Origin of the sequence: Paenirhizobium daejeonense, from assembly GCF_014280875.1 — a bacterium.
Classification (GTDB): domain Bacteria; phylum Pseudomonadota; class Alphaproteobacteria; order Rhizobiales; family Rhizobiaceae; genus Allorhizobium; species Allorhizobium daejeonense.
Map to the genome: position 1 here is coordinate 168,248 of NZ_JACLAL010000004.1, position 23,995 is coordinate 192,242.

A 23,995-nucleotide genomic window follows, 5' to 3' on the forward strand; every position below is an offset into this window, starting at 1 on the left:
CTTCCCGGCGCTATGAGGGTGGCCGGAGAAAGAGATGTTCACCCTCAAGCAGCACGAAACCTTCACGCAGGATATCAAGAAGAGCCGTTTCATCGCCCATGCCGCGCCGGTCGCGAGCGAGGACGAGGCGAAGGCCTTCATCGCTGCCGTGGCGGATCCTTCCGCCAACCACAATTGCTGGGCATGGCGCATCGGCCAGGCCTATCGTTTCAGTGATGATGGCGAGCCGAGCGGCACGGCCGGAAAGCCTATCCTTCAGGCCATTGACGGTCAGGCTCTGGATGGTGCCGTTGCGGTGGTGACGCGCTTTTTCGGCGGCATCCTGCTTGGCAGCGGGGGGCTTATCCGGGCCTATGGCGGCACGGCTGCCACCTGTCTCAGGGCGGCGGAAAAGACCGAGATCATTCCTCGCACACTGGTCCGCTTTGGCTGCGGCTTTTCCGATCTCGCGCTCGTCAAGTCACGCCTGCTCGGCGTTTCCGACCTGAAGGTCGAGAAGGAGGAGTTCGGCGTGGAGGGTGCTTGGCTCGATGTCGCCGTTCCGGTGGCGGAGGCAGAAACCGTCATCCGCATGGTCAAGGACCTGACGAGCGGCCGCGCAATGATCGACACCGGCGACTGACCGAAAATGCGGCACTCGCCGGTATCAGTACCTCAATTGGTGCCGTTGTCAGGGCTTGCCTTGTCCTTTGAAGCAAGCTGCTTCCAGGAATTCTGCTGAGACATCATCGAGCGCAGATAGGCGACGTTGGCATCGGCCTGCTGCGGGTTGAGTTCCTGCCGGGCAACCTGCTCCGCTTCCTGGAAGCGGCCCTGCAGGCCGATCACCAGCGCGAGGTTCTGTCGCACGCGACTGTCTGCGCCCGGCTGCTGCGAGGCGGATTTCAGATAGGTCTCGGCGGTGCGAAGATCGCCACCCAGCACGTAGGACATGCCGAGATTGGAGAGAATGGTCGGTTCGTTCGGCTTGATGTCCAGCGCCATGCGGTAGCGCGTGCGTGCTTCGTTCGAACGGCCCAGCTGATCGAGAACGGCACCTTCGGCGGAATAGAGCCGCCAGTCGGGGCGGTCGGGCGTCTGCGCGCGGCCGATCGTGTCGAGTGCCTTTTCAAGCTGGCCAGCGGCGGCCTGCGCCTTGCCGAGGGCGGCCAGTACTTCGCGGTCCGCCGGATTGGCGATTGCCACCTGCTGCATCACGGCGAGCGCCTGCGCGTTGCGGCCGGTCATCATCAGCACGTTGGCATAGGTCATGCCGACATTGCGGTCCTTCGGATTACGCTCATAGGACTTCCCGATGCTGTCGGCGGCGCTGGCGAGTTCCGGCGCCGTCATGCTTTCGACCGGCTTGGAAAGCCGTGGGATCGAGCCGGTGGTTACCGAGCGGTCGGGGCGGGAGGTGGAAGAGCAGCCGGCCAGCACGCTTGCCGCCATCAGCAGACAGATGCCGCCGAGAACTCTCATCCGGTGGCCCGCGTCCAATCGATGATTCGAAGAAGTGTGCCGAATAACCATGTTCCTGTTCCTGCTGCAGTGACGTTTGCGCGCCCTGCCATGGTGAAAAGCGGCGCAACCTCCACTCCAGCAATAATCTGTTAACCCTAACGGAGTGTTAATCGGGTCCACGGCCGCAGTGATTCCGTCCGCACCCGCCCGACCCGTTCCCGCCCGCACCTTCTCTGAAAGACAGCCAATGGCACCCTATCAGTATATCGAGAGACACAATCCCTTCAGCTCCAAGGGTGGGCATACGCTGCCTGTCTTTGCAGTTACCCCGGCGCATGTGGAGACCGGCACAATCGATCCGATCGCGCTCGACTGGGCTCGCAAGGCCGGCTTCAAGGCGGAGGCAGGCTCGGTCCTGCTGATCCCGACCGCCGATGGTCATCTCGGCGGCGCGCTGTTCGGCCTTGGCTCGAACCCCTCGGAAAACCCGTTCCTCACCGGCAAGCTCGCCCGCAGCCTGCCGGCTGGCGACTGGCACATCGAGACGGCGCCGTTGACCGCCAACCGGCTGTTGCTCGGCTACGGTCTCGGTTCCTACAGCTTCGACCGTTACCGTTCGGAGCGCCCGGCCGAGCCCAAGCTGCTGATCCCGCAGGATGCCGATGCCGCCGACATCAAGCGCCAGCTAGCCGGCGTCTTCCTTGCCCGCGATCTGATCAACACCCCGACCAATGACATGGGTCCCGCCGATCTCGAAAACGCCTTCCGGGCATTGGCGGAACATTACAAGGCCGAATTCACATCCATCGTCGGCGATGAATTGCTGGAGAAGAACTTCCCGCTGGTCCACACGGTCGGCCGCGCCAGCACCGTCGCACCGCGCCTTCTGGAAATGCGCTGGGGCAAGAAGGGCCATCCGCGCGTAACCCTCGTCGGCAAGGGTGTCTGTTTCGATACCGGCGGCCTCGACATCAAGCCTGCATCGTCGATGCTCTTGATGAAGAAGGATATGGGCGGTGCCGCCAATGTTCTCGGCCTGGCGCTGATGATCATGGACGCCAAGCTCAAGATCGACCTGCGCGTCATCGTTCCCGCCGTCGAAAATTCCATAGCCGGCAATGCGTTCCGTCCGGGCGATGTCTACAAGAGCCGAAAGGGCCTGACGGTCCAGATCGACAACACGGATGCCGAAGGACGCCTGATCCTGGCCGATGCGCTTGCCTATGCAGACGAGGATGCGCCGGATTTGCTGATCGACATGGCGACGCTGACCGGTGCCGCCCGCGTGGCGCTGGGCCCCGATCTCCCGCCCTTCTTCACCGATGACGAGGATCTCGCCCACGACATCGTCGATGCAAGTCTCGAGACCGACGACCCGCTGTGGCGGATGCCGCTCTACAAGGGTTACGAGAAGAACCTGCGTACCCCGATTGCCGACCTCACCAATGCGCCGGCCGGCGGCATGGCCGGCGCGATCACCGCTGCGCTCTTCCTGAAGCGGTTCGTCGGCAAGTCGAAGAGCTGGGTGCATTTCGATATTTTCGGCTGGGCCCAGTCCGAACGGCCGCATTCGCCGATGGGTGGCGAAGCGCAAGGCATCCGCGCGCTCTACCGTTTCCTGCGCACTGGCCTGAAGTAATGGACACCAAGAGCGGCGGCCTGTGGTCGCCGCTCTTGCAATGGCGCGGCGATTGCCGGAAAAGAAATGCGCAAACGACGTCGCGGATCCGCCCATGACTGTTGAACCATGACTGTTGAACTGACCGCCACGGAGGCGCTCGGCCTCTGGCATAAGGTGACGCTGCAGCAGGTGCAGCAGGACGAACGCGACCTGACGTTGCGTCAGATGGCGATCCTTCTCGAGATTTACCTCGTGCCGCCGCCGCATACCGTGCGTGGGCTTGCCGCGACATTGAACGTCACCAAGCCGGTCATCACCCGGGCGCTCGATACCATGGGCGAGATGGGCCTGGTGGACCGCGTTCGTGACGAGCGCGACCGCCGCAGCGTCATCGTCAAGCGCACCGTGGGTGGCGCGCTGTTCCTCGAAAAATTCGGCGACCTGATCATCGAGCAAGGCCGCAAGCTGGGCTATTGAGACATCCATGAGCAACACCGAAACCACTCTCGATCGCAGGCTCAACGCCTACCGCGCCGATCTCGCGGATGCGACGCTCAAAGGGCAGGTGGAAGCGGCCCGTTTCGTCGAGGGCACGCCGGCAAGGCTTGCCGTTCCCGTCGCGGCCCTGCGGCCAAGGCCGGATCTCGCCGCCGGTATCGACACCGAACTGCTCCTCGGCGAAGACGTCATTGTGTTCGAGAGGGCGGACGGCTTCGCGTGGGTGAAGGCGAAGGCGGATGGTTATGTCGGTTACCTGCCGGAGACGGCGCTTTCCGGCGCTGAAACCGCCCTCACCCATCAGGTCGTTGTGCCGCGCACCTTCGTCTATCCGGGGCCGGACCTGCGTTTCCCCGTGTCGTCGGCTCTTTCCATGGGCAGCCGCTTCACCGTCGTCGGCGAGGCCGAAACGCGGGGCACGCGCTATCATCTCCTGGCGGACGGCCGCGCCATCGTCGCGAGCCATTGTCTGCCTGTCGGTTCGTGGCCTGATGATGATTACGTCGCCATCGCCGCCCGCTTCCTCGAGACGCCCTATCTCTGGGGAGGACGTTCGGGTTTCGGCATCGATTGCTCGGGCCTCGTGCAGCTTTCCCTGCAAATGACCGGAAGAGGGGCGCCGCGCGATTCCGACATGCAGGCCGCAAGCCTCGGCGAGGTCATCTCGCGCGACGAGCTTCGCCGCGGTGATCTGGTCTTCTGGAAGGGGCATGCCGGCATCATGGAGGACGAAAGAACGCTCCTTCATGCCAACGGCCACACCATGACCGTGGCTCGCGAGGATTTTGAAGCCGCCGTAAAACGCATCGGCTGGCTCTATGACATGCCGACCGGTTATCGCCGCCCGGTTGCCTGAAAGCCACGCACCGATCACAAATGCGTATGCCCCTTTTCGTGAGGATAGCGCTGTCATTATATCTGATAACGAAACGGTCGACCGCCGGAACTCGGCAGGTCGTGTCGATTGCGAAATGGGGTTGGGATGTCGGACAGTCAGCGAATGAGACAGGGACGGGATCGAGGAGGCGTTGAACGCGCCCTGTCAGCGGGGCTGGCTCTTATCGTTTCTCTTTCCTTCCTTGTCGAGACGGCGTCGGCCGCCGACGGGCTGCGCTTGCCGAAGACCCTGGAAAAGTCCAGTGGCAATTCCTACGCGGACCTGCCAGGGGTCCGTCCCATGCCGCCCGGCGGATTTTCCTCCGACTCCGGCTATGATTGCCACACCACGACGCGCTTCGTCGACAGGGGTCGCGACAGCCCCTTTGGTAGCAGTTCCGGCGTGCCTGTCGTGATCTATCGTTGCACCAGGGACGGTGTGGTCTTCGAAGGCCGCAATCCTCCTTCCAGGGGTTGGTATCCGGGAGTCAATCCGCGTAACATCGACTGAGCCGTACGGGATCGCTTGCCTCATTTTGCAAGCCTCGGCACCATGGCCGCGATTCGTCACCAGCATTCGAGGCCATCACCATGCCGCATCGTCCCGCCCATCAATATGTCCAGGAAACATGTGGTGTCTGCAAACGCCTGAAATCAACGCGGGACATGATGGCCTGCGATGTCGTGCGTCCCTCGCTTGCGGAAGAACTTGACCAGACCATGCCGGAATGGCGCTCCACCGGCTGGATCTGCCACGACGACCTGCAGGAATGCCGGCGACGCTCCGTGGAGGACATGATCCGCAGGGAGCGTGGGCAGTTGAGCGAACTCGACCGGGAGGTCATCGAAAGCATCGCCTCGCATGAGACGGTGACAGAAAACACCGAGGAAAGTTACGAGGAGACCGTCAGCCTCGGCGACCGCATTGCGGATCGGATCGCCTCCTTCGCAGGCTCCTGGACCTTCATCCTGTCTTTCCTCTTTCTCCTCGTCGCCTGGATGTTCGTCAATGCCATCCCGGCGATCTTCACGAGCTTCGATCCCTATCCCTTCATCCTGCTCAATCTCTTTCTGTCGATGACCGCTGCCTTCCAGGCTCCGCTCATCATGATGAGCCAGCGGCGGCAGGAGGAGAAGGACCGACTTCGCTCCCAGAACGACTATCAGATCAACCTCAAGGCCGAACTCGAGATCCGGCATCTGCATGAGAAGCTCGACCATATTCTCGTGGGCCAGTGGGAAAGACTGTCAAAGATCCAGGCGATGCAACTGGAGCTTTTCGAGGAGCTTTCCGCTGCGCGAAAACCCCCGCGCTGACCATCGGCCAGCCGCGGAAAGCAATGCCGCTCGGGCCGGAGCCGGTTGCTGCATTTCGATCGTCTGCAAAGCCAGGTACCTGATCCGGCAGTGATTGAGTTCAGCTGTGCTTGCCTCGGCCCCTGGGTCCTGACCCTGGATAAGCTATTGATATGGTTCCGCGCGCCGGCACTGGCCGCCAATAATAAGGTAAATAAACGTCACAAGCCCCACACTAGATTGCGTGCCTACGAATATAGAGACTCGCGTATTTCTTATTGGGGTGAGAAGATGAATGAAATTGTGAACACCGGTCTGCTGAGGCAGATCGATGGGTTATACCAGATGTTGTCGCATCCTCTGCAGGAGCAGGCTTCAAGCAAGGGCATCAAGATCAAGGTTACGGCGCACTATCTCGATTTCATCCGGGAAAGCGAAATCGTACGGATCGCGCTCAAGCATCTCGTTTATGCCGGCGATATCATCAAGTATTTCGACTACTATTTCACGTCCGTCGTGCCTGTTCGGTTCAATGGTCACAAGCTCGTTGATTATTCGATCCCGAAATATCACGAAATTCACGGTTACGACTTCGGCCCGATCTACTTCCCGTCGTTTTCAGAGCCAATGGTGACCACCGAGCAATATCTGGACTTCGCAAAGCTGAGCCCGGGCTGCGTGGTCCTCGATCTCGGCGCCTATGCGGGCCTCACCTCCATCATGTTCAAGGACATCGTCGGGCCAACGGGAACCGTGATTGCGGTCGATGCCGACGCCCAGAATGTTGCCGCGATCGAAAAGAATTTCCGACACTACAAGCAGCGGACCGCAAACGACATCGAGCTCATCCATGCTGCAGTCTGGAGCCATTGTGACGGATTGGAGTTCTCCTCCGAGGGCAATATGGGGTCCAGCGCCTCGCAAATCGTCGGTGGGCGACGCGGTGATGTCGTGTTCGTCAAATCCCTGACCCTTGATGCCATCGCCGCGATGAAGAGCCTGGAACGGCTCGATTTCATCAAATGCGACGTTGAAGGCGCAGAGGCGGTGATCTTCGAAAACGCCGAAATGCTGCATCGACTGAAGCCGCGAATTATCATCGAACCCCATTTTGTCGGCGGTGTATTGACGATTCAGAAATGTGCGCAGGATCTGGCGAAGTACGGTTACGTTTGCAAGCCCTTGACCCAGATCGGCATCGACATCCCGTTGCTGGAAGCTCATCCGCCGATTGGCTGACGCAAGGCATCCTGGCGAGCTGGTGTCTGGTTCCGGCCTCTGATGGTGCATCTTCAGCCAGGAATGGAGGGATGCACCATGGATCGGATTCTGCACGACGGAAGAGTAAGCATTGCCGGAAATCCGGATGCGCACATCGGCCTCAACAATTTCCCGAGCGTAACTGCCATTGATCCTGGTGAAGGCTTTCGGGTCATCTTTTCGCATGGCCGAGGAGCCGCTTGAGCCCCATCATGACGGCCGCTGCCGCAGTACCTTTCGCTATGTACAGGTGATAGCGAAGATGTCCATCTTTTCGAATTATCTCCAATAAAGTCAGGCACCCTCGCGGATTGCGGCATCGATCCGGCCGAATTCCTTGCCTTCGACCATAACGAAGATGCAAGAGCCGCCGGAACGGTCCGCCCACAACTCGCCGACAAGTCGCTTTTCCTTCGCGTCGTCGGCGCTGGCGATGTACGAACCTTTATATTCCACCACCAGAATACGCCCGTCGGAAAGCAGCGCGACGAAATCGGGATAGAACTTGTCCGTTGCCGTCTGAAGCCAGAACGAATTCGGCTGTTGAGACGTATTGCGCACCCATGCCTTCACGTCCGGAATGCGCTCCAGATAGACCGCGCATTCGTGTTCCTCGCCGGTCGGCTCCAGATCGCCGATCACGCGGAAAAGGTGCTTCTTGAAATCCGTGCGTCCCTTGTAGGGCTCGCGATAGGCATAGCGGCTTTCCTCGAAGACAAGTTCCAGCTCGGCGCTCGTTTTGAAGTCCAGCCCGCCTTGCGGAATGAGCGCCTGTTGAAATGCCTGAGTTTCGCGACCGTCGCGGTGCTTGGCGATCACCTTCACCAGCGCTTCGACAAGCCGGAACTTCGCTCGCGCCAAGGCTTCGAGAGACATGCCTGTTTGTACGGAAATCAGGTCCAGAGCCTTGGCAATGAAGAGCGTCGAGGAAATGCGGGTAATGTCCCGCCGGGCCGTGAACGGAAGCCGCCGGTCAAGCCAGTTCACCAGCGCGTTCTTCGTCCAGCCGCGTTCCTGAAGGTTGAGCATCAACTGTTCGTGTAGGTCGGTGACAAACTCGACATTCACATGGCCGGCCTGATCGACGTCGACATGCGCTTCGTCGCGCGCTTGTCTTGGCGGAACGAAGAAATCCATGATTTGCGCCGGGTCGTCGTTTTCGAGCTTCCAGGGAATGTCGAGGAAGTGACCGCGATCGAACAATTGCAGCCCGTGGGCGGTCTTGACCGCAAGGCGTGGCACGGCAAAGCGGATCGGCCCTTTGTCCTCGCCGGTCGAGTTCAGCCGCGCGCCGCGTGACTTGTGCACCAGCGCGTCGATCATGCCGGCGGCGGCATCGGGCAGGGCCAGAAGCAGCGCCGTCCTGTCGTAGTCGGTGAGTGCGCCGCGTGCCCGGATGACCTGTTTTTCCGGATCGAGTTCGACACGCCCACCCGTCAGCGTGTGAATGTTCTTCTCGAAGGCTTGGAAGTCCAGTTCGAACGGAACCGCCTCTTCATGGACATAGGCCGCGCCGCCCGGCTCCAGCCCGTGCAGCGGCTCGGCAACGGCCCGCACCAGCGCTTGCGCTTCGACGCGCTCGAAGCCGTTGTTGACAAGTCCGTCGCGAAGTGTGCTGGCGGCGTTCTGAAAGCTCGTCGTCGTGGCGAAGGCGAAGGCCCGGTTCAGGTCTTCATGATGCTTGCGCTTGGCATGGGGAAGGCGAAGGACGCGGCCCAGAAGCTGTTCCACTGCCCGCGCCGATTTCTGCTCGGCAACCGAGCACAGCACATAGGCGAAGGAGCAATCCCAGCCCTCTTTCAGCGCCTGTTGGGTGATGATGAAGCGTACCTTGCAATCGCGGTCGAACAGATCGACGCCATCGAGCCCTTTGCTGTCGCCGGTGGCAATGACAATATGCTCTTCCGGCACGCGGAAATCTTCTATCAGCAGCTTCTTCAACTCGTCGGCATGCAGCGTCGGCTTGTCCTTCGAGCGCGGTTCGGCCTGAAGCAGCATCACCGGTCGGACGAATTCGCCGGTGATATTCTCTTCGGCCCGCGCCGTGGCGGAAAGCTCGTCCAGCCAGGCCATGGCATCGCTGATCGTGTCGCGCGGATCGGCCCGCCCGCGCAGGATGACCGGCAGCTTGATCATCTCTTCGGCCTTCAGCTCCGCCGCCGAGACATGGTGCAGCACATTCGAGGCGTAGATGCCCTTTTCCGGCTTGTGCTCGTCCGGCGTCACCGGCGTTGCCGTCAGTTCGACGATCAGCGACGGGGAAAGCCGTGCCAGCGTGTCGAAGGAAAGGTCGGTGCGGGCATTGTGGGCCTCGTCCACGATCACCATGGGCCGGCGCATGCGCAGCACATTGGCGAGCGACGGCAAGGGATCGCCTGATGGTCCGGCTTCGAGAATGGCGCGTTGCTCGTTGGCGATGCCGCTGAAATGGTCCATCAGCTCGCCATTGGCCTCATAGACCTTGCGTCCTTCGGTCTTTTCCACACGGAAGGCCTGGATGGTCGCGACGATCACCACGGCGCCGCCGTCATAGTCGGCGCGCTTGGCATAGAGCGCATCCTGAATGGTCATGACGCGGACATTCTCGCCGAAGCGGTCGGCGAGCGCCCGCCGGTTCGGATGCGCCCGGTTGGAAAGCGTCGCCAGTGTCTGTTCGCGGATCGTGTCGGAAGGCACCAGCCAAAGCACGGTCGGGTTGTCGCAGCGCAGAAAAGCATCGGCCGCAAGCGCGATGCTGTGCGCGGCAAGAATCGTCTTGCCGCCGCCGGTCGGCACGCGAAGGCATAAATACGGCAGGCCCGGCAGGCCAGGTGGCTGAACGAAGGGCCGTTTGGTCAGGGAATAGAAGGCCGTGTCGGCATCGTTCAGCTCCACCGTCTTTTCGAGAAAGCGGCGAAGGCTGGCAAGCGTCTGAAGCTGATAGTTCTTGAGCGAAAATACGGGTAACGCCATTTTCAAATCCCCTCGATCTGATAGGGGATCTGCTTGAAGGTGACGCCAAGGGCGGACAAGCGGTCGTCCGGCACCGTGCAGCCCTCGGCATAGACGATCCGCGCGCCGGCAAAATCAGCTTCCGGCAGCGGTAGCGCTTCGAGCACGGTGCCGGTTAGAACGTTGCCCGCCTGTTCGCGCGCCACGCCCACGGCCTCTGCCGAATGCAAGAGGTAGATCGCCCGGTTCTGGAACGTACCGATCAGCGGCGAGGCGCCATCGGCGCGTTTGGGGATCGGCGATCCGGTTTCGCAGAAGAACACGTGTGCGGCGAGGTCGGGAAAGGTGACGGAAGGCGAGACATTGCCGTCGGCATCGAACAGCGGTTCGCCCAGGGTGCAGAATCGGAAGCCACCGCCGCCGGTCCAATTGACCGCTTTTGAGATACCGCCTTGTTCGCCGTCAACGACTTTGGAGTAGCGCGGCACAACATGGGTTACAGCGTGTTCGCCCATTTCCACGCCGATGTGCTTTCGTCCCAGCTTGTGCGCAACCGCGCCCGTTGTTCCCGAGCCTGCAAACGAATCCAGGATCAAGTCACCCTCCGTCGATGCTAGTTCAATAATACGTTGAACTAATTTTTCCGGCTTAGGTGTGGGGAATGGATCGTCGGGCAATAGCGAAAGCTGTTCCTTGCGCCCATCCTGCGTGTGGCTGACTTCGTCCCAAAGCCAAATTGTTTGAGCGTTGGTACCTTCGGACCGAAGAGTGTCACGGAAACGCTTTAGAGCGGGCACTTTGTTGTTGCCGTTCTTTCCCCACCAAATAAGCCCTTCGGCGATGTGTCGGGCATTCTCTTCTTTTCCATAACCCCAGACACGGGATCTCGAAGGCCAAATCTCTTCGAGGGTATTTGGATTAGTGATGGGATAATAGAGATTTGGTCGCTCATCAGCGGTCTTCGCGCAAGTGTAGTTGTCCGGTCGCCAAGGACCTCGCGGGTCACTGTCTGGATTTTTATAGGCGGCGTTGGCCTGTTCTGTTCGCGCTAGTTTGTTGGGACGCCAAACGTTCTTGCTTCTTGCATATACCACGATGTGGTCGTGGCTTTCAGAAAGCCAGAGCGCATCATTCGCGGGCGCATATTTCTTCTGCCAAATGACGTTTGAAATGAAGTTTCGTCGCCCGAATATCTCATCCAAGATTAGCTTTAGGCCGTGGACTTCGTTGTCATCGATCGAAATCCAGATTGATCCATCCTCGCTCAAAAACTCCTTCAGCAGCCGAAGCCGCGGATACATCATGCACAGCCACTTGTCGTGGCGGGACAGGTCTTCTGCTTCCTTGCCCACGACGCTGCCGAGCCAGGCGCGGATTTCCGGCGAGTTCACATTGTCGTTGTAGACCCAGCTTTCATTGCCGGTATTGTAGGGCGGGTCGATGTAGATGCATTTCACCTTGCCGGCGTAGTAGGGCAGGAGCGCCTTCAGCGCTTCGAGATTGTCGCCCTGCACCAGAAGATTGCCGGCATCCGGATCGCCATGGCTCTTGTCCTTGTCGCAATGGATCAACCGGTAGGGAACCTCGCGATGATGGTTCACGACGGCTTTCTTGCCGATCCAGTCGAGTGTGGGCATGTCCGGTCCTGCAATCTGTCATTGGTTCGCTGACAGCTTTGTAAAGTCCGGATTCTCCCCTGTCACGCTTTCTTCCGCATCCGGTCCACAAGTGCGGTGCGTTGTTCGAAGTCGTTGCCGGAACGACCGGTGGCAGTCGTTTCCTCTTTCGTCCAGCAGCGCCTTGGCGTAACCCCGCTGCCGGCCCGCGCCGCCAGGCGTGACCGCCGGATATGAGCCCGGCGCCATCGTCTGTTGATACCGGGTCGAGCCCGGTTGGCATTTTGAGCCAGGTACCAGCGAAGCCGCCAAAAGACTTTCTGGATGCAACGGAACGTCATTGGACGCCAGACAACAAAAAAGCCCGGAAAACCGGGCTTTTTGCTTTGTTTCTGTACCGTACGGGACGGTCTGAAACGGGAATTTGGTGCCCAGAAGAGGACTCGAACCTCCACACCCTTTCGAGTACCAGCACCTGAAGCTGGCGCGTCTACCAATTCCGCCATCTGGGCGACGAAGAGCCGTTTAAAGGGGCCGACTCTGACTGTCAACCGGCTTTTTGAAGTTTTCGTGTCAAAGATTTCGAACGGTATGGAAGAGGCCCGGAATACCGGGCCGGACAGTCTTGGAAAAGCCATGATGTCGCGGAGGATTGAACATGTTCGGGGATGATGATGCCAGGCGTCGTTTTCCGGGCGGCAGGCAGAAAAACGGCTGGAGATAAAACCGTGACTGCTGCGATTGCCGATGCGGGGAAGGGCGCTCCCGATGTCCGCCGATGGCGGACAAGTCTTCTGGCTGGAGGTAACATGATCAGATTGTTTGGAAAAATCCTTCTGGGTGCCCAACTGGGCCTCGTCGGATTGTCGTCTGTGGCAGCGCAGGCGGCAATGCCGATGACCGAGGTCGCGCCGGCTGCCGCAGAGCGGTCCGGCGTCGTCAAGGTGCAGACCTATTGCGACGCGTACGGCTGCTATGAGACCCGCCGTCCGCCGGGCTACCGCCCACCGCCGCCGCCTCCGGGCTGGGACGATGGCTATCGTCGCCCGCCACCGCCCCGTTGGGATGACGACTATCGTCGGCCACGCCCTCCGGGCTGGGACGACGGTTATTATCGCCGTCCGCCGCCGCCACCACCACCGCCGGTCTACCGTCGTCCTCCTCCGCCACCGCCGGGCTACGGCATGCCGCAGGGGCGCAACTGGGGCAACCATGTGCGCTGGTGCCTCGACCGCTACCAGTCCTACAATCCGCAGACGAACAGGTTCCTGTCCTCGAGCGGTTACTTCAAGGTCTGCCGGTCTCCCTATTACTGACCGGCCCGACTGCAATCGGGAAAGGGGCGGGCGAAAGCTCGCCCCTTTTTCAGTTCCCGTCCGGGGTGCCGTTCTCGCCGGTTGCCGCCTTCAACCGGTCGGTGTGGCCGAGATCGCGCTCGGGCTCGACGATATCGCGCAGCCGCTGCTTGAGTTCCTTCGGGCCGGGAAAGCCGCCATCGCGCTTGCGCTCCCAGATCAGCTCGCCATTGACCCGGATCTCGAAATTGCCGCCGGTGCCGGGAATGAGCGCCACCTCGCCAAGGCTTTCCGGAAAGGTCTGCAGCAGCTCCTGCGCCATCCAGCCGGCGCGCAGCAGCCAGTTGCACTGGGTGCAGTAAAGTATCGTGACCCGCGGCTTCTCACTCATCGTTTTTCCGTTCCTCATCACTCGTCTTCACGACAAAGTTAACTTGAATAATCATGTTTTTTACCGCGGGCCGCTTGAGCAAGCCTGCCGCCCCGGCCATTAGCATAATCACAGGAAGCCGAGACCGGGAAAACGGAACAAGGAGTGCCGATATGTCCAACCCCGCCGATCGCGATCGGCTGATCGTGCCCCAGCTTCAGCCCGTCTACGCCGGAGGTTACGAGACGGTGGAAACCGTGCTGCGTGTGCTCGCAGGCGTTCTTCTGGTTACCCATGGTTACGGCAAGATCATAAACCCCTTCGGCGCCGTGGGAATGGTCGAGAGCCTCGGATTTTACCCCGGTATCTTCTGGTCTCCGCTTCTTTCGGCTACCGAATTCTTCGGCGGCATTCTGGTCGCCATCGGGCTCTTCACCCGCCCCGCCTCCTTCGCGGCGATGATCGTGCTGCTGGTCACGGTCTATTTCCATGGGATCGTGAAGGCCGAAGGGCTGGGCGGCGCGGAAAAATCGATCCTCTGGGCGGCGATCTTCCTGTTCTTCTCCTTCCGGGGCGGCAATCGCCATTCTGTCGATGCGCGTCTCGGGAAAGTCTTCTGAAGTCCGGCCGCTGACTGGCCGTTCACAGGCTTGAAGAGCGCCGTCCGCCGTGGTCATCTCCTCGCCGAACGAATCGGCGGGAGACGGACCATGCGCGTGGCGATTATCGAGAACACCGGATATTCGGATCCGGGCCAGGTGGGCGTGGCGCTGGCCGAGGCGGGAGCGACCATCGAGGTTATCCGCGCCTATGCCGGAGAACCGTTGCCGGCGAGCGTTGACGCGCATGACGGTCTCGTCGTGCTCGGCGGCGAGCAGAATGCCCGTGACGACGAAAAGCACCCTTACCTGCCGGTGCTTGCGGCGCTGATGCGCGAATATGCCGATGCCGGCAAGGCCGTGCTGGGCATCTGCCTCGGCAGCCAGATTCTTGCCCGGGCCTATGGCGGCGAAAACCTGATCGGTGCCGCCCCCGAATTCGGCTGGCGCAGCATTTCCCCGACGAGCGAGGGCAAGGACGACCCGGTGATCTCCGCCGCCGAACAGTCGGGTGGGGACTTCCTGTCCTTCCAGTGGCACGACGACACATTCACGCTCCCGCCCGGTGCCGTGCATCTTGCAGGCAACGGCGTTGCCGCCAATCAGGCCTTCCGCGTGGGACGCGCCGCCTATGGCATGCAGTTCCACTTCGAGGCCAACCGTTCGGTGGTGGCGGAATGGAACCGCCTGTTCCCGGAACTGGTCGAGCGCAAGGAGCCCGGCTGGCTTGCCCGTCATCCGCAATATGCCGAAACGCAGGGGGCGGCCGCAGAGGCGGCTGGACTTGCGATTGCCCGCGCCTGGGTATCCCGCATCTGACGACAGGCCGAACGGCTCTGTATGGCGATCTGAGGGCGGGAGAGGGCGATGACGGCAAGCGAACGGGACAAGATGGCCGCCGGCCTCTGGTACAACTGCATCGATCCGGAACTCGACCTTCTGCGCGACAGGGCGCGAGAGGCGGTCCATCGCCACAACACCCTGTCGCCGGCGGAGCGCGGGTCCGCAGCGCCGGAACTCGTATCGCTCTTTGCCGGTTTCGGCGAAGGCGCGTTCATCGAAGCGCCGTTTCATTGCGGATACGGGTTCAACATCACGCTCGGCAAGCGCGTCTATCTCAACGCCGGTTGCGTCATCCTCGACAGTGCCGCGGTTTCGATCGGCGATGGCTCCATGCTGGGGCCGGCGGTGCAGATCTATTGCGCCGAACACCACAAGGAGAGGGCTCAGCGTGCCGCGGGCATCGAGATCGCCAAACCGGTCATTATCGGCCGTGACGTATGGATCGGCGGATCGGCGGTGATCCTTGCCGGCATCACCATTGGCGACGGTGCGATCGTGGGAGCGGGCGCCGTGGTGACCCGCGACGTTCCGGCAGGTGCAACCGTGGTCGGCAATCCGGCCCGACTCCTGCCGCGCGCGTGAGAGAGTGGAAGGCCGGGAAACGTTGACCCGTGTCAATTCGCGGCGCATCGTTTGCGCTATGGTGCCCCCCGTTCTGTTCACCGGAAAACGTCCATGAGCCTTCTCGCCTTTGCCGCCGCCGTGCTCCTCCTGCTGCTGACACCGGGGCCGACCAATACCCTGCTGGCGCTTTCGGGTGCTGTAAAGGGCGTGCGGCGCTCCCTGCCGCTGATGGGAGGCGAGCTTGCCGGCTATATGACGACAGTCATTCCGCTGGTGACGTTTGCCGGCCCGTGGCTGGAAAGCCAGCCGCTGGCCGCCAGTGCCGTGCGGCTCTGCGCCGCCGCCTGGGTGCTGACGCTTGCTGTCAAGCTCTGGGTCATGCCGGCGCAGTCCGCCGATGGCAGCCATATCGACGCGCGTGCCGTCTACTGGACGACGGTGATGAACCCCAAGGGGCTGATCATTGGCCTCGTGCTGGTGCCGCCGGTCGGCTTCCCCGCAACCTTCGCCTATCTTGGCGTTTTTGCCGGGCTGATTCTCGTGGTCGCGAGCCTTTGGCTGGGCTTCGGTTCCGCGATCCTGGGTCTGATCAGCAGTCGTCATCCGGCTCTGATCGGACGTGTTGCCGCCGGCTTTCTGGTCTTTTTCGCCGTTGCCCTGACCAGTCAGGTCGTCGGCTGGGTTTGATCGCCTTTCATGATGCATAGCAGGCTCTCTATCCCTGTCTTGCAGGTCTTAAGCTCGGTTCCTGCTTGTTATGTGTACCGCGTTCACCGCTAACCCCACATGCCGAAACCTTCACGCGCGGTTTCCCGCCGTGGCTTGCTTCATTTCGGTTCCCCCTTCCGGCCATTCGACCAAGGGATCGGTCGGGGCGCTGGAAGCTGCCTCGTAAAGTAAAAATAAGTGACACCTTCCGGCGCCCCGTTCGGTGTGTTTTTCCGGACGAACTCGGTCTCTCTGCGCGGATGACGGCACCTTTCCAGGGTTGCGCTCGCGAACATTTTCGTTCGTGACGCCACGAAAGGCCGTTTTGGCGGCCAGTCGCCGGTCCAGTCATGTGTGCCCTGCAGGCACGCCCCGCCCTGTTTCAGACGAGAGGGAGACCATTCTCATCCAGCCTCCGGAGCCTGTTCCGCGTTTCGAACAGACACCCGGATCACCGGTCCCGCCTCGCCGGCAACGCAAGCCGGTGTAACCGCGACGGGACGGGGCCATTCTAGGCCAGGCACGGAGCGCGGGGATTTTGCGGGAAAACGGGGAAGGGCGGACAGAGCTATCGCCCTCCTTCCGGCCTTTCGGACGATGGAGCGGACGATGGACTTTTCTCCGGCGCATCATGGCCTTGCCAGCAACGGGAGCGGGTCGAGGCGCGTGGGGCAAGGTTGATGACAGTGTGTACCATCCCGGTTGACCGCAAAATCGATCCGCCCCCTTTCCGATCCGGCAAGCTGCGGTTACTTCTTCGCAAGACACTGCCCGGCACTGCAATTGCGAAAGGACATCCGATGGACCGAGCCCATGATCCAAGCCAGCTGGAAATGGTGGTGCTGATGACGCCGGACATGGCGAATTTTTCCGGCAAGGTGCATGGCGGCGCGCTGCTGAACCTGCTGGACCGGGTGGCCTATTCCTGCGCCTCGCGTTTTTCCCAGCAATATGCCGTGACGCTCTCGGTCGATCAGGTGGTGTTTCGCCAGCCGATCCATGTGGGCGAACTGGTGACCTTCTCGGCTTCGGTCAATTTCGCTGGCCGCACCTCAATGGAAATCGGCATCCGCGTCGAGGCCGAGGATCTGCGCACCGGCGAGCGGCGACACACCAATTCCTGTTATTTCACCATGGTGGCGGTCGATGCCGAGGGCAAGCCGACACCGGTTCCCGAACTTGCGCTTGAGACAGACGTAAAACGCCGGCGTGCGCGCCAGGCCGATGTGCGTCGCACGCTGCGCCGCGAATTCGAGGCCCGCTTCCGCGAACTCAAGGAAGGCAATGACTGAGTTGGGATATATCCGCACCTGTCAGGCGGCCGGTCTCATGACCGGCCCGCAGCCTCATGCAGCGATCCGTTGAATAGGCTCAGGCGGTGGCGGTCTCGTCTTCGACGGGAGCCTCGGGAGCATTCTTCTTGATGGATTCAGCGCAGTTCTTTGCACTGGATTTCGACGAGTAGGTCTCGGACCGGACCATGATCTCGCCGTTCGCTGCCCGGAAGCGGACGAAGGTTTCGCCGTTCTTGGCTTCATCGATTTCGAAGCGATAACCGTTGCCGGTTTCTTGCTTCGTCAAGTCGACGATGGCCGCGTCGGGGGCGTTCTTCTTGATCGAGTCGATGCAATTCTTGGCGCTTGCCTTGGAAGCGTAGTTTTCAGACCAGACCATGACTTCGGCATTGTAGACGAACTGGATGCGGAAGGCGCCCTTTTCATTCTTCAAGATCTTGAACTTGTGCATGTTTCCTCCGGACATCGAAGTCGGCGCTGCTTTCGTCCGACAACTGCCAAGAATACTTAGAATGCAATTGGAGGAAGCACAAGATGCATGGCCACGCGTCGATCGGTCGAATGCGATCCGGACGATTAAGGGGCTGGAAAGCCTGTAACCAGGCTTCCCCGCTTCGTTAAGGCCTCGCTCAGTTTTGCCGGCCAGTGTCGCACCGGAAACTGAAGAGGAAGACCATGCTGGCAATGATGAAGCAGGACGCGGCGAACACGAAATCCATCTCGGGGGTGCTGACGACAATGGCAGGCGCGCTGGCGCTTCTTGCTGCCACGCCCGCCTTTGCCTGGACCCAGGCCGAGATTGATGCCGCGATCGCCACGCTCGATACGCCGGAAGCCCGGCTTTGCCCCGAATCGAACGGCTCGAAGCTCGAGCTTCCCTATGAGATCAAGGACATCAACGGCGATGCCATCGACGAGATCATCGTCCATCAGCAGGCGAGCGGCGCTGCCGGCTGTTTCGGCCATGCCGGCTCTGAAATCAGCCTGCTGATCTCCGACGGCAAGGGCGGCTGGACGGATGCCTTCGGCTTTCCGGGTTCCGATCTCGCCTTTCATCCGCGCACAGACAGCGACTGGCCGGATGTCGAGATCCTCGGCCCCGGTTTCTGCTTCCCCGTCTGGCGCCACCATCAGGGCAGCTACGGCATCTGGCGCACCTGCGAGGACGGAAAGCTCGTCTATGCCGAGGGCCTGCGCGACAACGCCGTACCGAGCGGTGTGGCGGGTGGTGGGGCGAAGGCGAAGCCGGCCAGCCATTCGGGCAGCAACGGCATCGGCACGCTCTCCGCGGTCGAGGTGATCGACGTCGCCTCCCTCGATGGCATTCCCTATGACCACAACGGCTCCATCATGGTCGTCGACGGCGCGAAGGGCGTTATCGTCTATGACCATCCCAAAAGTTCGATTGCCGGCACGGTAAAGCGCGGCACCGTGCTCTTCCGCGGCAAGCCCTGGGACATGAACAATCCCGACGGCGCCCTGATCGACGGCGTTGCCCACACCTTCAAGAAGGGATGCGACGCGACCGAATATCCCGTGCGCGGCCGCTACCACGTCATGTACGGCATGTCTCAGTTCACACTGGAAGGCGCGGCCCCGATCCGCTCCAAGACCAATTGCGACATCACCGGCCACTCCATGACCAGCGGCAACGCCAAGCTGAAGTTCGATATCGCCTGGGATTGAGGGGTGGGGCACGCGACCGGCGGGCGTTGAACGACGCTGGTCAGAAACCCTGAAAGAGGAAATCGGTGGCGGCGGTGATGTCGTCGGCCTTGTCGGAGAGATCGGCGACCTGTTCGCCGATTTCGCTTGCGGGCAGAGTTGCGATGAACTCAGTCAGCATAACGCAGATGACGCCCTCAATTTCGAACCGGGGATTGAGCCGAGCAACATATTTGCTGATCAGATGCAAGCGTACGACCGGTGCGACCACGCGGGTTTCAAGATTGTCGAGCAGATTCCTCTGGAGATCGATGACCAGCGATCTGTCGTTCTTCAGTCGATAGACCTTGAAACGGGCCATCAGAACTGCCGATATTTCGCCAGCGGCAGACCGTGTTTTTCCACATATTCGTTTGCGGCCCGGATCGCGTCCGCATTCTCGATCCGCCAGCGCCGTTCCTTTTCGGCCTTTATCGCCTGTGCGATACCTTCTTCGGCGGCATGCGACACGTCGATCAAAAGATCGCGGGCTTCCGCGATCAGCGACTGATCCAAGGGAACTGCGGCAGTCTTTCTCGGCTGGGAAGCCATGGCCATCTCCGGTGCAACAGAGCCAAGGATAAGCCTTGCTGGCCCGGACGGAAAGCCCTCAGTCGTCCTTCATCTTCAGGGCGGCGATGAAGGCTTCCTGCGGGATGTCGACCTTGCCGAACTGACGCATGCGCTTCTTGCCTTCCTTCTGCTTGTCCAGAAGTTTGCGTTTGCGGGTGGCGTCGCCGCCGTAGCACTTGGCGGTCACGTCCTTGCGCATGGCGGAGATCGTTTCGCGGGCAATCACGTTGCCGCCGATGGCCGCCTGGATCGGGATCTTGAACATGTGCCGCGGGATCAGGTCCTTCAGCTTTTCGCACATGTCGCGGCCGCGCTTTTCGGCAGCCGAACGGTGGACCAGCATCGACAGCGCGTCGACCGGCTCGCCATTGACCATGATCGACATCTTCACGAGGTTGCCTTCGCGATAGCCGTGCAGGTGGTAGTCGAACGAGGCATAGCCCTTCGAGATCGACTTCAGGCGGTCGTAGAAGTCGAACACCACTTCGTTGAGCGGCAGCTCGTAGGAGAGCATGGCGCGCTTGCCGACATAGGTGAGTTCCGTCTGGATGCCGCGGCGATCCTGGCAGAGCTTGAGAATGCCGCCGAGATAATCGTCCGGCGTCAGGATCGTTGCCTTGATCCACGGTTCGCGGATTTCAGCGATCTTCACGACATCCGGCATGTCGGCCGGGTTGTGCAGCTCGCGCTCCGTGCCGTCGGTCATCGTCAGCTGGTAGACGACCGAGGGTGCGGTGGCGATCAGGTCGAGGTCGAACTCGCGCTCGAGACGCTCCTGGATGATTTCGAGGTGCAGCAGGCCGAGGAAGCCGCAGCGGAAACCGAAGCCGAGTGCTGCCGAGCTTTCCATTTCGAAAGAGAACGAGGCGTCGTTGAGGCGAAGCTTGCCCATGGCGGCGCGCAGGTCCTCGAAGTCCGCGGCATCGACGGGGAAGAGACCGCAGAACACCACCGGCTGGGCCGGCTTGAAGCCCGGCAGGGCGTGCGCCGTCGGACGCTTGTCCTCGGTGATGGTATCGCCGACGCGGGTGTCGGCCACTTCCTTGATCGAGGCGGTGATGAAGCCGATCTCGCCGGGGCCAAGGCTGTCGACATTGACCATCTTCGGCGTCAGCACGCCGACGCGTTCGATGGTGTACTTGGCGTCCGTGCCCATCATGCGGATCGTCTGGCCCTTGGTCAGGACGCCATCGAGGATGCGGACCAGAACCATGACGCCGAGATAGGTGTCGTACCAGCTGTCGACGAGCAGAGCCTTCAGGGGACCCTTTTCGCCAAGCTCGCTCTTCGGCGGCGGCAGCTTGTGCACGATCGCTTCCAGAACATCAGGAATGCCGAGGCCGGTCTTGGCCGAGATCAGCACCGCTTCCGAAGCATCGATGCCGATCACTTCCTCGATCTGTTCCTTGATACGCTCGGGTTCCGCGGCCGGCAGGTCGACCTTGTTGAGGACGGTGACGATCTCGTGGTTGTTGTCGATCGCCTGATAGACGTTGGCGAGCGTCTGGGCTTCTACGCCCTGCGAAGCGTCGACGACGAGCAGCGAGCCTTCGCAGGCCGACAGAGAACGCGACACTTCATAGGCGAAGTCGACGTGGCCGGGCGTGTCGATGAGGTTCAGGATATAGGTGTCGCCGTCATTGGCCTTGTAATGCAGACGCACCGTCTGGGCCTTGATGGTGATGCCGCGCTCGCGCTCGATATCCATCGAATCCAGAACCTGTTCCGACATCTCGCGTTCGGCAAGGCCGCCGGTCAACTGGATCAACCGGTCGGCAAGTGTCGACTTTCCATGGTCGATATGCGCGACGATCGAGAAATTGCGGATATGGTCGAGGGGCGTGCGGTTCTGTGTGCTCATGGCTTGCGCATATAGCAGCGGCAGCGAAACCCGCAAAGGGGAAAGAATGGACCCGCCGGACTATCTTTCGCCTTGCCGGCCGGGGGCTGCAGCCGTTTTGCCGCCATCTTCCGCCGTCTCGATCAGCGCGCCGGCACGGGGAACCTGCGCGCTCATCAGTTCGAAGCTTTCCGCGTCGCTGGCCGGAACGGGCGCACGGACCCGGACGCGGGCCATCACGAAGAGGCCGTAGGCCGCCGCAACGAGGACCGCGCCGTAAATGAAGGTCTGTTCGCCGATCACCGGCGTTAGAGCCGTAACCAGAAGCGGTACGAACACGGCGGATGCCGACCATGCAAGCAGCATGGTGGACGAGAGCGATACGAAATCCTCCGGCGCTGTCCGGTCGTTGGCGTGCGCATTGGCGATCGAATAGACGGTTTCGACGGAGCCCGCAAAGATCGAGAAGATCAGCATCAGAAGTACAAACTGCGAGAAGGGTACGACGAGCGCCGCAAACCCGACCACGACGATGAGCGCAGCCGTCGCGAGCAGCACGAGCCGCCGGTCGATCCGGTCGGACATGATGCCCATGGGATACTGGATGAAGACGATGCCGAACTGCATCACGAACATCAGCAGCGCCACATCCTGCTGTCCGACCCCGTTGCCGGCGGCATAGATCGGCGCAAAACCCTGCACCAGCATCGAAAGCCCGCCGGCGGCAAGGACACCGATGAGGCCGACAGGCGATGCGCGCCACGCCATCTTCACGTCGACGCTGACATGCGCCGGCGGTGGCGGATTGGGAAGACGCGTCAGGCCGATGGGCAGGATGGCGATGGCCGTGAAGGCGACGGCGATCAGCGGCACGACATTGCCGGTGACCGGCATCTGCCCGAAAACCCAGGCGCCGAGCCCGAGGCCGAAGATATAGATCATGTAGAAGGCCGACATCGCCTTGCCGCGCCACGAATTGGCGGCGGCGTGATTGAGCCAGCTCTGCGAGATGATGAAGTTGACGTTGCCGGCCACGCCGTAGAGCCCGCGGGCGAAGATCCAGGCCAGCGGATCGAGGCCGAAGCCGACGGTGACCCAACTCAGCACCACCAGACCCATGGAGCAGGCGAAAACGCGGGCGTGACCGACCCGGCGGATCAGCGGTCCCGTGATGAAGCAGCCGATCAGTCCGCCCACCGCCGACGCCGTCACCGCCGCTCCGGCCGACCACGACGGCGCATCCGTCGTCGACAGCATGAAAGGAATATAGGCGAACATCATGCCATTGCCGATCGAGACCAGGCTCATCGAGGCGATGATGCTGAAGATGGAAATGAGGGAGGCGTTCTGGACCGGGTGCTCGGACATGAAAACTGCGCTGGATGGGCTGGAAAGGATCGAATCGTCGAAGCCGGGATAGCCAGCGCGATACACTACTGATTAGGGGCAGGATTGCGGCGAGGCAAGCGCGGGCTGCGGCGCGGGGGCGACAGGAAACGTCATGACAGGAAGAGGCTCCGCTCTCGCACCGTCGTCACGGCCGGCAAGGGTTCAGCGGATGTCGCGGACCCAGAAGGAGAGAGGTTTCGGGCTTTCCTGCGCTTCGTCGAGATCGCGCCATATGAAGGTGGTGCGAAGTTCGGGGTGGTGGGTATAGCCGCGCTTTGCCCAGAAACCGTTGAGGGGCACGTAATCCGCTGGCCGGCGCGGATGGTCGACCGGCCGCTCGACCGCGCAGAAGGTGCAGAAGGAAAGGGCAAGTTTTCTGGCCTGCGCCTCGCGTCCCTCGAAGAATTTCACCCCGATGCCGCGCCCTCTGTAGCTGGAGAGAAGCACACTTTCACCGAAATAGAAGAAGTCCTGCGGGTCATGCCCGGCGGCGATGAACGGCGCCTTCACCTCGTCGGTTTCAGCCGTCATCGGCATGCCGGTTGCCGCGCCGACGACCTTGCCGTCATCGAAGGCCAGCACGAAAACCGAGCCTTCGGACTTCGCGTATGTCGCCAGATATTTGCGCTCATAGGCGGGGGCGCCGTCGTAGAGATAGGGGAAATCGCGGAAGACGGTGATCCTGAGCCGGGCCAGGTCGTCAAAGAAAGGGCTGGCGTCGCTGCCTGAAAAGGATTTGATTTCCAGAGTCATAGATTGTCTTCTAACGGTTTGGAGGCGTTTATAGCGTCTCGAATCATTCGATCCAAGTTTGCATATGCCAGGGAGTTCTGCATGACCGCCGCCGACACCATCCGCGCCTATTACGATGCCTTCAACGCCCAGGACATGGAGCGCTTCCTGTCGCTCCTGACCGACGATGTTGCCCACGACATCAACCAGGGCGACCGGCAGATCGGCAAGGAAACCTTCGCAAAGTTCATGGACCACATGAACCGTTGCTACAAGGAAACGCTGACCGACATGGTCATCATGACAAGCGAGGACGGCACCCGGGGCGCTGCCGAATTCATCGTCAACGGCGAATATCTCGCGACCGATGAAGGCCTGCCGGAAGCCAACGGCCAGACCTACAAGCTGCCGGCCGGCGCCTTCTTCGAACTGAAGGACGGCAAGGTCGCCCGCATCTCCAACTACTACAGCCTCCCGGACTGGATCCGTCAGGTTCAGGGCTGAACCGCAAGCACTTCGCCATATCGGCGTCTATCACGAGG

The 23,995-nt window shown here is 61.2% G+C and carries 26 protein-coding genes and 1 tRNA gene; 16 read left to right on the forward strand and 11 right to left on the reverse strand.

Annotation, left to right across the window (positions count from 1 at the left end):
- Positions 1–34: 34 nt before the first annotated feature.
- Positions 35–622, forward strand: a complete 588-nt coding sequence (locus tag H4I99_RS10580) for an IMPACT family protein (RefSeq protein WP_163902825.1) — start codon at positions 35–37, stop codon at positions 620–622.
- A gap of 32 nt (positions 623–654) precedes the next feature.
- Here H4I99_RS10580 and H4I99_RS10585 read toward each other — a convergent pair whose 3' ends face one another.
- Complete coding sequence (locus H4I99_RS10585; RefSeq protein WP_244625027.1) at positions 655–1,461, reverse strand: tetratricopeptide repeat protein; 807 nt, start codon at positions 1,459–1,461, stop codon at positions 655–657.
- A 229-nt stretch (positions 1,462–1,690) separates the two neighbouring features.
- Here H4I99_RS10585 and H4I99_RS10590 point away from each other — a divergent pair, with 229 nt between their 5' ends.
- The 7 genes from H4I99_RS10590 to H4I99_RS24345 all read left to right on the forward strand — a co-directional run bounded on the left by H4I99_RS10590 (position 1,691) and on the right by H4I99_RS24345 (position 7,198).
- Positions 1,691–3,082, forward strand: coding sequence for a leucyl aminopeptidase family protein (locus tag H4I99_RS10590; RefSeq protein WP_163902829.1), 1,392 nt, complete (start codon positions 1,691–1,693; stop codon positions 3,080–3,082).
- A 108-nt stretch (positions 3,083–3,190) separates the two neighbouring features.
- Positions 3,191–3,541 carry a MarR family transcriptional regulator gene (locus H4I99_RS10595; protein ID WP_163902831.1) on the forward strand — a complete coding sequence of 117 codons (351 nt, stop codon included), beginning with the start codon at positions 3,191–3,193 and terminating at the stop codon, positions 3,539–3,541.
- A gap of 7 nt (positions 3,542–3,548) precedes the next feature.
- Positions 3,549–4,418: a C40 family peptidase gene (locus H4I99_RS10600; protein ID WP_163902833.1), complete on the forward strand. Its 870-nt coding sequence runs from the start codon at positions 3,549–3,551 to the stop codon at positions 4,416–4,418.
- A gap of 144 nt (positions 4,419–4,562) precedes the next feature.
- Positions 4,563–4,949 carry a hypothetical protein gene (locus H4I99_RS10605; protein ID WP_163902835.1) on the forward strand — a complete coding sequence of 129 codons (387 nt, stop codon included), beginning with the start codon at positions 4,563–4,565 and terminating at the stop codon, positions 4,947–4,949.
- 155 nt (positions 4,950–5,104) lie between these two features.
- The gene (locus tag H4I99_RS10610; RefSeq protein ID WP_244625028.1) at positions 5,105–5,755 is read left to right on the forward strand and encodes a DUF1003 domain-containing protein; all 651 of its coding nucleotides are present in this window, start codon (positions 5,105–5,107) and stop codon (positions 5,753–5,755) included.
- A 45-nt stretch (positions 5,756–5,800) separates the two neighbouring features.
- A complete protein-coding gene (locus H4I99_RS10615) occupies positions 5,801–6,973 on the forward strand; it encodes an FkbM family methyltransferase (RefSeq protein WP_163902838.1) in 1,173 nt (390 codons plus the stop codon).
- Positions 6,974–7,051: 78 nt separating this feature from the next.
- Complete coding sequence (locus H4I99_RS24345) at positions 7,052–7,198, forward strand: hypothetical protein (RefSeq protein WP_206683978.1); 147 nt, start codon at positions 7,052–7,054, stop codon at positions 7,196–7,198.
- A 90-nt stretch (positions 7,199–7,288) separates the two neighbouring features.
- On the opposite strand, the gene H4I99_RS10620 is transcribed toward H4I99_RS24345, so the two are convergent.
- The 3 genes from H4I99_RS10620 to H4I99_RS10630 form a co-directional block, all read right to left on the reverse strand.
- The gene (locus H4I99_RS10620) at positions 7,289–9,946 is read right to left on the reverse strand and encodes a DEAD/DEAH box helicase (RefSeq protein ID WP_163902840.1); all 2,658 of its coding nucleotides are present in this window, start codon (positions 9,944–9,946) and stop codon (positions 7,289–7,291) included.
- A 2-nt stretch (positions 9,947–9,948) separates the two neighbouring features.
- Positions 9,949–11,562, reverse strand: a complete 1,614-nt coding sequence (locus tag H4I99_RS10625; protein WP_163902842.1) for a site-specific DNA-methyltransferase — start codon at positions 11,560–11,562, stop codon at positions 9,949–9,951.
- 404 nt (positions 11,563–11,966) lie between these two features.
- Positions 11,967–12,053, reverse strand: a tRNA-Leu gene (locus H4I99_RS10630).
- Positions 12,054–12,350: 297 nt separating this feature from the next.
- Between H4I99_RS10630 and H4I99_RS10635 the strand changes: the two genes are divergently transcribed.
- Positions 12,351–12,857, forward strand: coding sequence for a BA14K family protein (locus H4I99_RS10635; protein ID WP_163902844.1), 507 nt, complete (start codon positions 12,351–12,353; stop codon positions 12,855–12,857).
- A gap of 49 nt (positions 12,858–12,906) precedes the next feature.
- Here the strand turns inward: H4I99_RS10635 and H4I99_RS10640 are convergent, their stop codons facing one another.
- The gene (locus H4I99_RS10640) at positions 12,907–13,227 is read right to left on the reverse strand and encodes an Rdx family protein (RefSeq protein WP_163902846.1); all 321 of its coding nucleotides are present in this window, start codon (positions 13,225–13,227) and stop codon (positions 12,907–12,909) included.
- Positions 13,228–13,379: 152 nt separating this feature from the next.
- Between H4I99_RS10640 and H4I99_RS10645 the strand changes: the two genes are divergently transcribed.
- From H4I99_RS10645 to H4I99_RS10665, 5 genes are all read left to right on the forward strand, one after another.
- A complete protein-coding gene (locus H4I99_RS10645) occupies positions 13,380–13,826 on the forward strand; it encodes a DoxX family protein (RefSeq protein ID WP_163902848.1) in 447 nt (148 codons plus the stop codon).
- Positions 13,827–13,916: 90 nt separating this feature from the next.
- Positions 13,917–14,624: a type 1 glutamine amidotransferase gene (locus tag H4I99_RS10650; RefSeq protein ID WP_163902850.1), complete on the forward strand. Its 708-nt coding sequence runs from the start codon at positions 13,917–13,919 to the stop codon at positions 14,622–14,624.
- Positions 14,625–14,672: 48 nt separating this feature from the next.
- Positions 14,673–15,230, forward strand: coding sequence for a sugar O-acetyltransferase (locus H4I99_RS10655; protein ID WP_163902852.1), 558 nt, complete (start codon positions 14,673–14,675; stop codon positions 15,228–15,230).
- Positions 15,231–15,323: 93 nt separating this feature from the next.
- Positions 15,324–15,899, forward strand: coding sequence for a LysE family translocator (locus tag H4I99_RS10660; protein ID WP_163902854.1), 576 nt, complete (start codon positions 15,324–15,326; stop codon positions 15,897–15,899).
- Between the two features lie 821 nt (positions 15,900–16,720).
- Positions 16,721–17,212 carry an acyl-CoA thioesterase gene (locus H4I99_RS10665; RefSeq protein ID WP_163902856.1) on the forward strand — a complete coding sequence of 164 codons (492 nt, stop codon included), beginning with the start codon at positions 16,721–16,723 and terminating at the stop codon, positions 17,210–17,212.
- A 79-nt stretch (positions 17,213–17,291) separates the two neighbouring features.
- Here H4I99_RS10665 and H4I99_RS24810 read toward each other — a convergent pair whose 3' ends face one another.
- On the reverse strand, positions 17,292–17,666 hold the full coding sequence (locus tag H4I99_RS24810) for a YegP family protein (RefSeq protein WP_163902858.1): 375 nt from the start codon (positions 17,664–17,666) through the stop codon (positions 17,292–17,294).
- A 224-nt stretch (positions 17,667–17,890) separates the two neighbouring features.
- Here H4I99_RS24810 and H4I99_RS10675 point away from each other — a divergent pair, with 224 nt between their 5' ends.
- A complete protein-coding gene (locus H4I99_RS10675; protein ID WP_163902859.1) occupies positions 17,891–18,901 on the forward strand; it encodes a hypothetical protein in 1,011 nt (336 codons plus the stop codon).
- Between the two features lie 40 nt (positions 18,902–18,941).
- On the opposite strand, the gene H4I99_RS10680 is transcribed toward H4I99_RS10675, so the two are convergent.
- The 5 genes from H4I99_RS10680 to H4I99_RS10700 form a co-directional block, all read right to left on the reverse strand.
- Positions 18,942–19,241, reverse strand: a complete 300-nt coding sequence (locus H4I99_RS10680) for a CcdB family protein (RefSeq protein ID WP_163902861.1) — start codon at positions 19,239–19,241, stop codon at positions 18,942–18,944.
- Positions 19,241–19,471, reverse strand: a complete 231-nt coding sequence (locus tag H4I99_RS10685) for a type II toxin-antitoxin system CcdA family antitoxin (RefSeq protein WP_163902863.1) — start codon at positions 19,469–19,471, stop codon at positions 19,241–19,243. The genes H4I99_RS10680 and H4I99_RS10685 overlap by 1 nt, the downstream gene beginning before the upstream one ends.
- A 58-nt stretch (positions 19,472–19,529) precedes the next feature.
- A complete protein-coding gene (lepA, locus tag H4I99_RS10690; RefSeq protein ID WP_163902865.1) occupies positions 19,530–21,353 on the reverse strand; it encodes a translation elongation factor 4 in 1,824 nt (607 codons plus the stop codon).
- Positions 21,354–21,413: 60 nt separating this feature from the next.
- Positions 21,414–22,700 (reverse strand): MFS transporter, encoded by a 1,287-nt coding sequence (locus tag H4I99_RS10695; protein WP_163902866.1) that lies wholly within the window; start codon positions 22,698–22,700, stop codon positions 21,414–21,416.
- A gap of 183 nt (positions 22,701–22,883) precedes the next feature.
- Complete coding sequence (locus H4I99_RS10700; protein ID WP_163902868.1) at positions 22,884–23,474, reverse strand: GNAT family N-acetyltransferase; 591 nt, start codon at positions 23,472–23,474, stop codon at positions 22,884–22,886.
- An 81-nt stretch (positions 23,475–23,555) separates the two neighbouring features.
- On the opposite strand from H4I99_RS10700, the gene H4I99_RS10705 reads away from it, so the two are divergent.
- Complete coding sequence (locus H4I99_RS10705; protein ID WP_163902870.1) at positions 23,556–23,957, forward strand: ketosteroid isomerase-related protein; 402 nt, start codon at positions 23,556–23,558, stop codon at positions 23,955–23,957.
- The last annotated feature ends 38 nt before the right edge of the window (positions 23,958–23,995 follow it).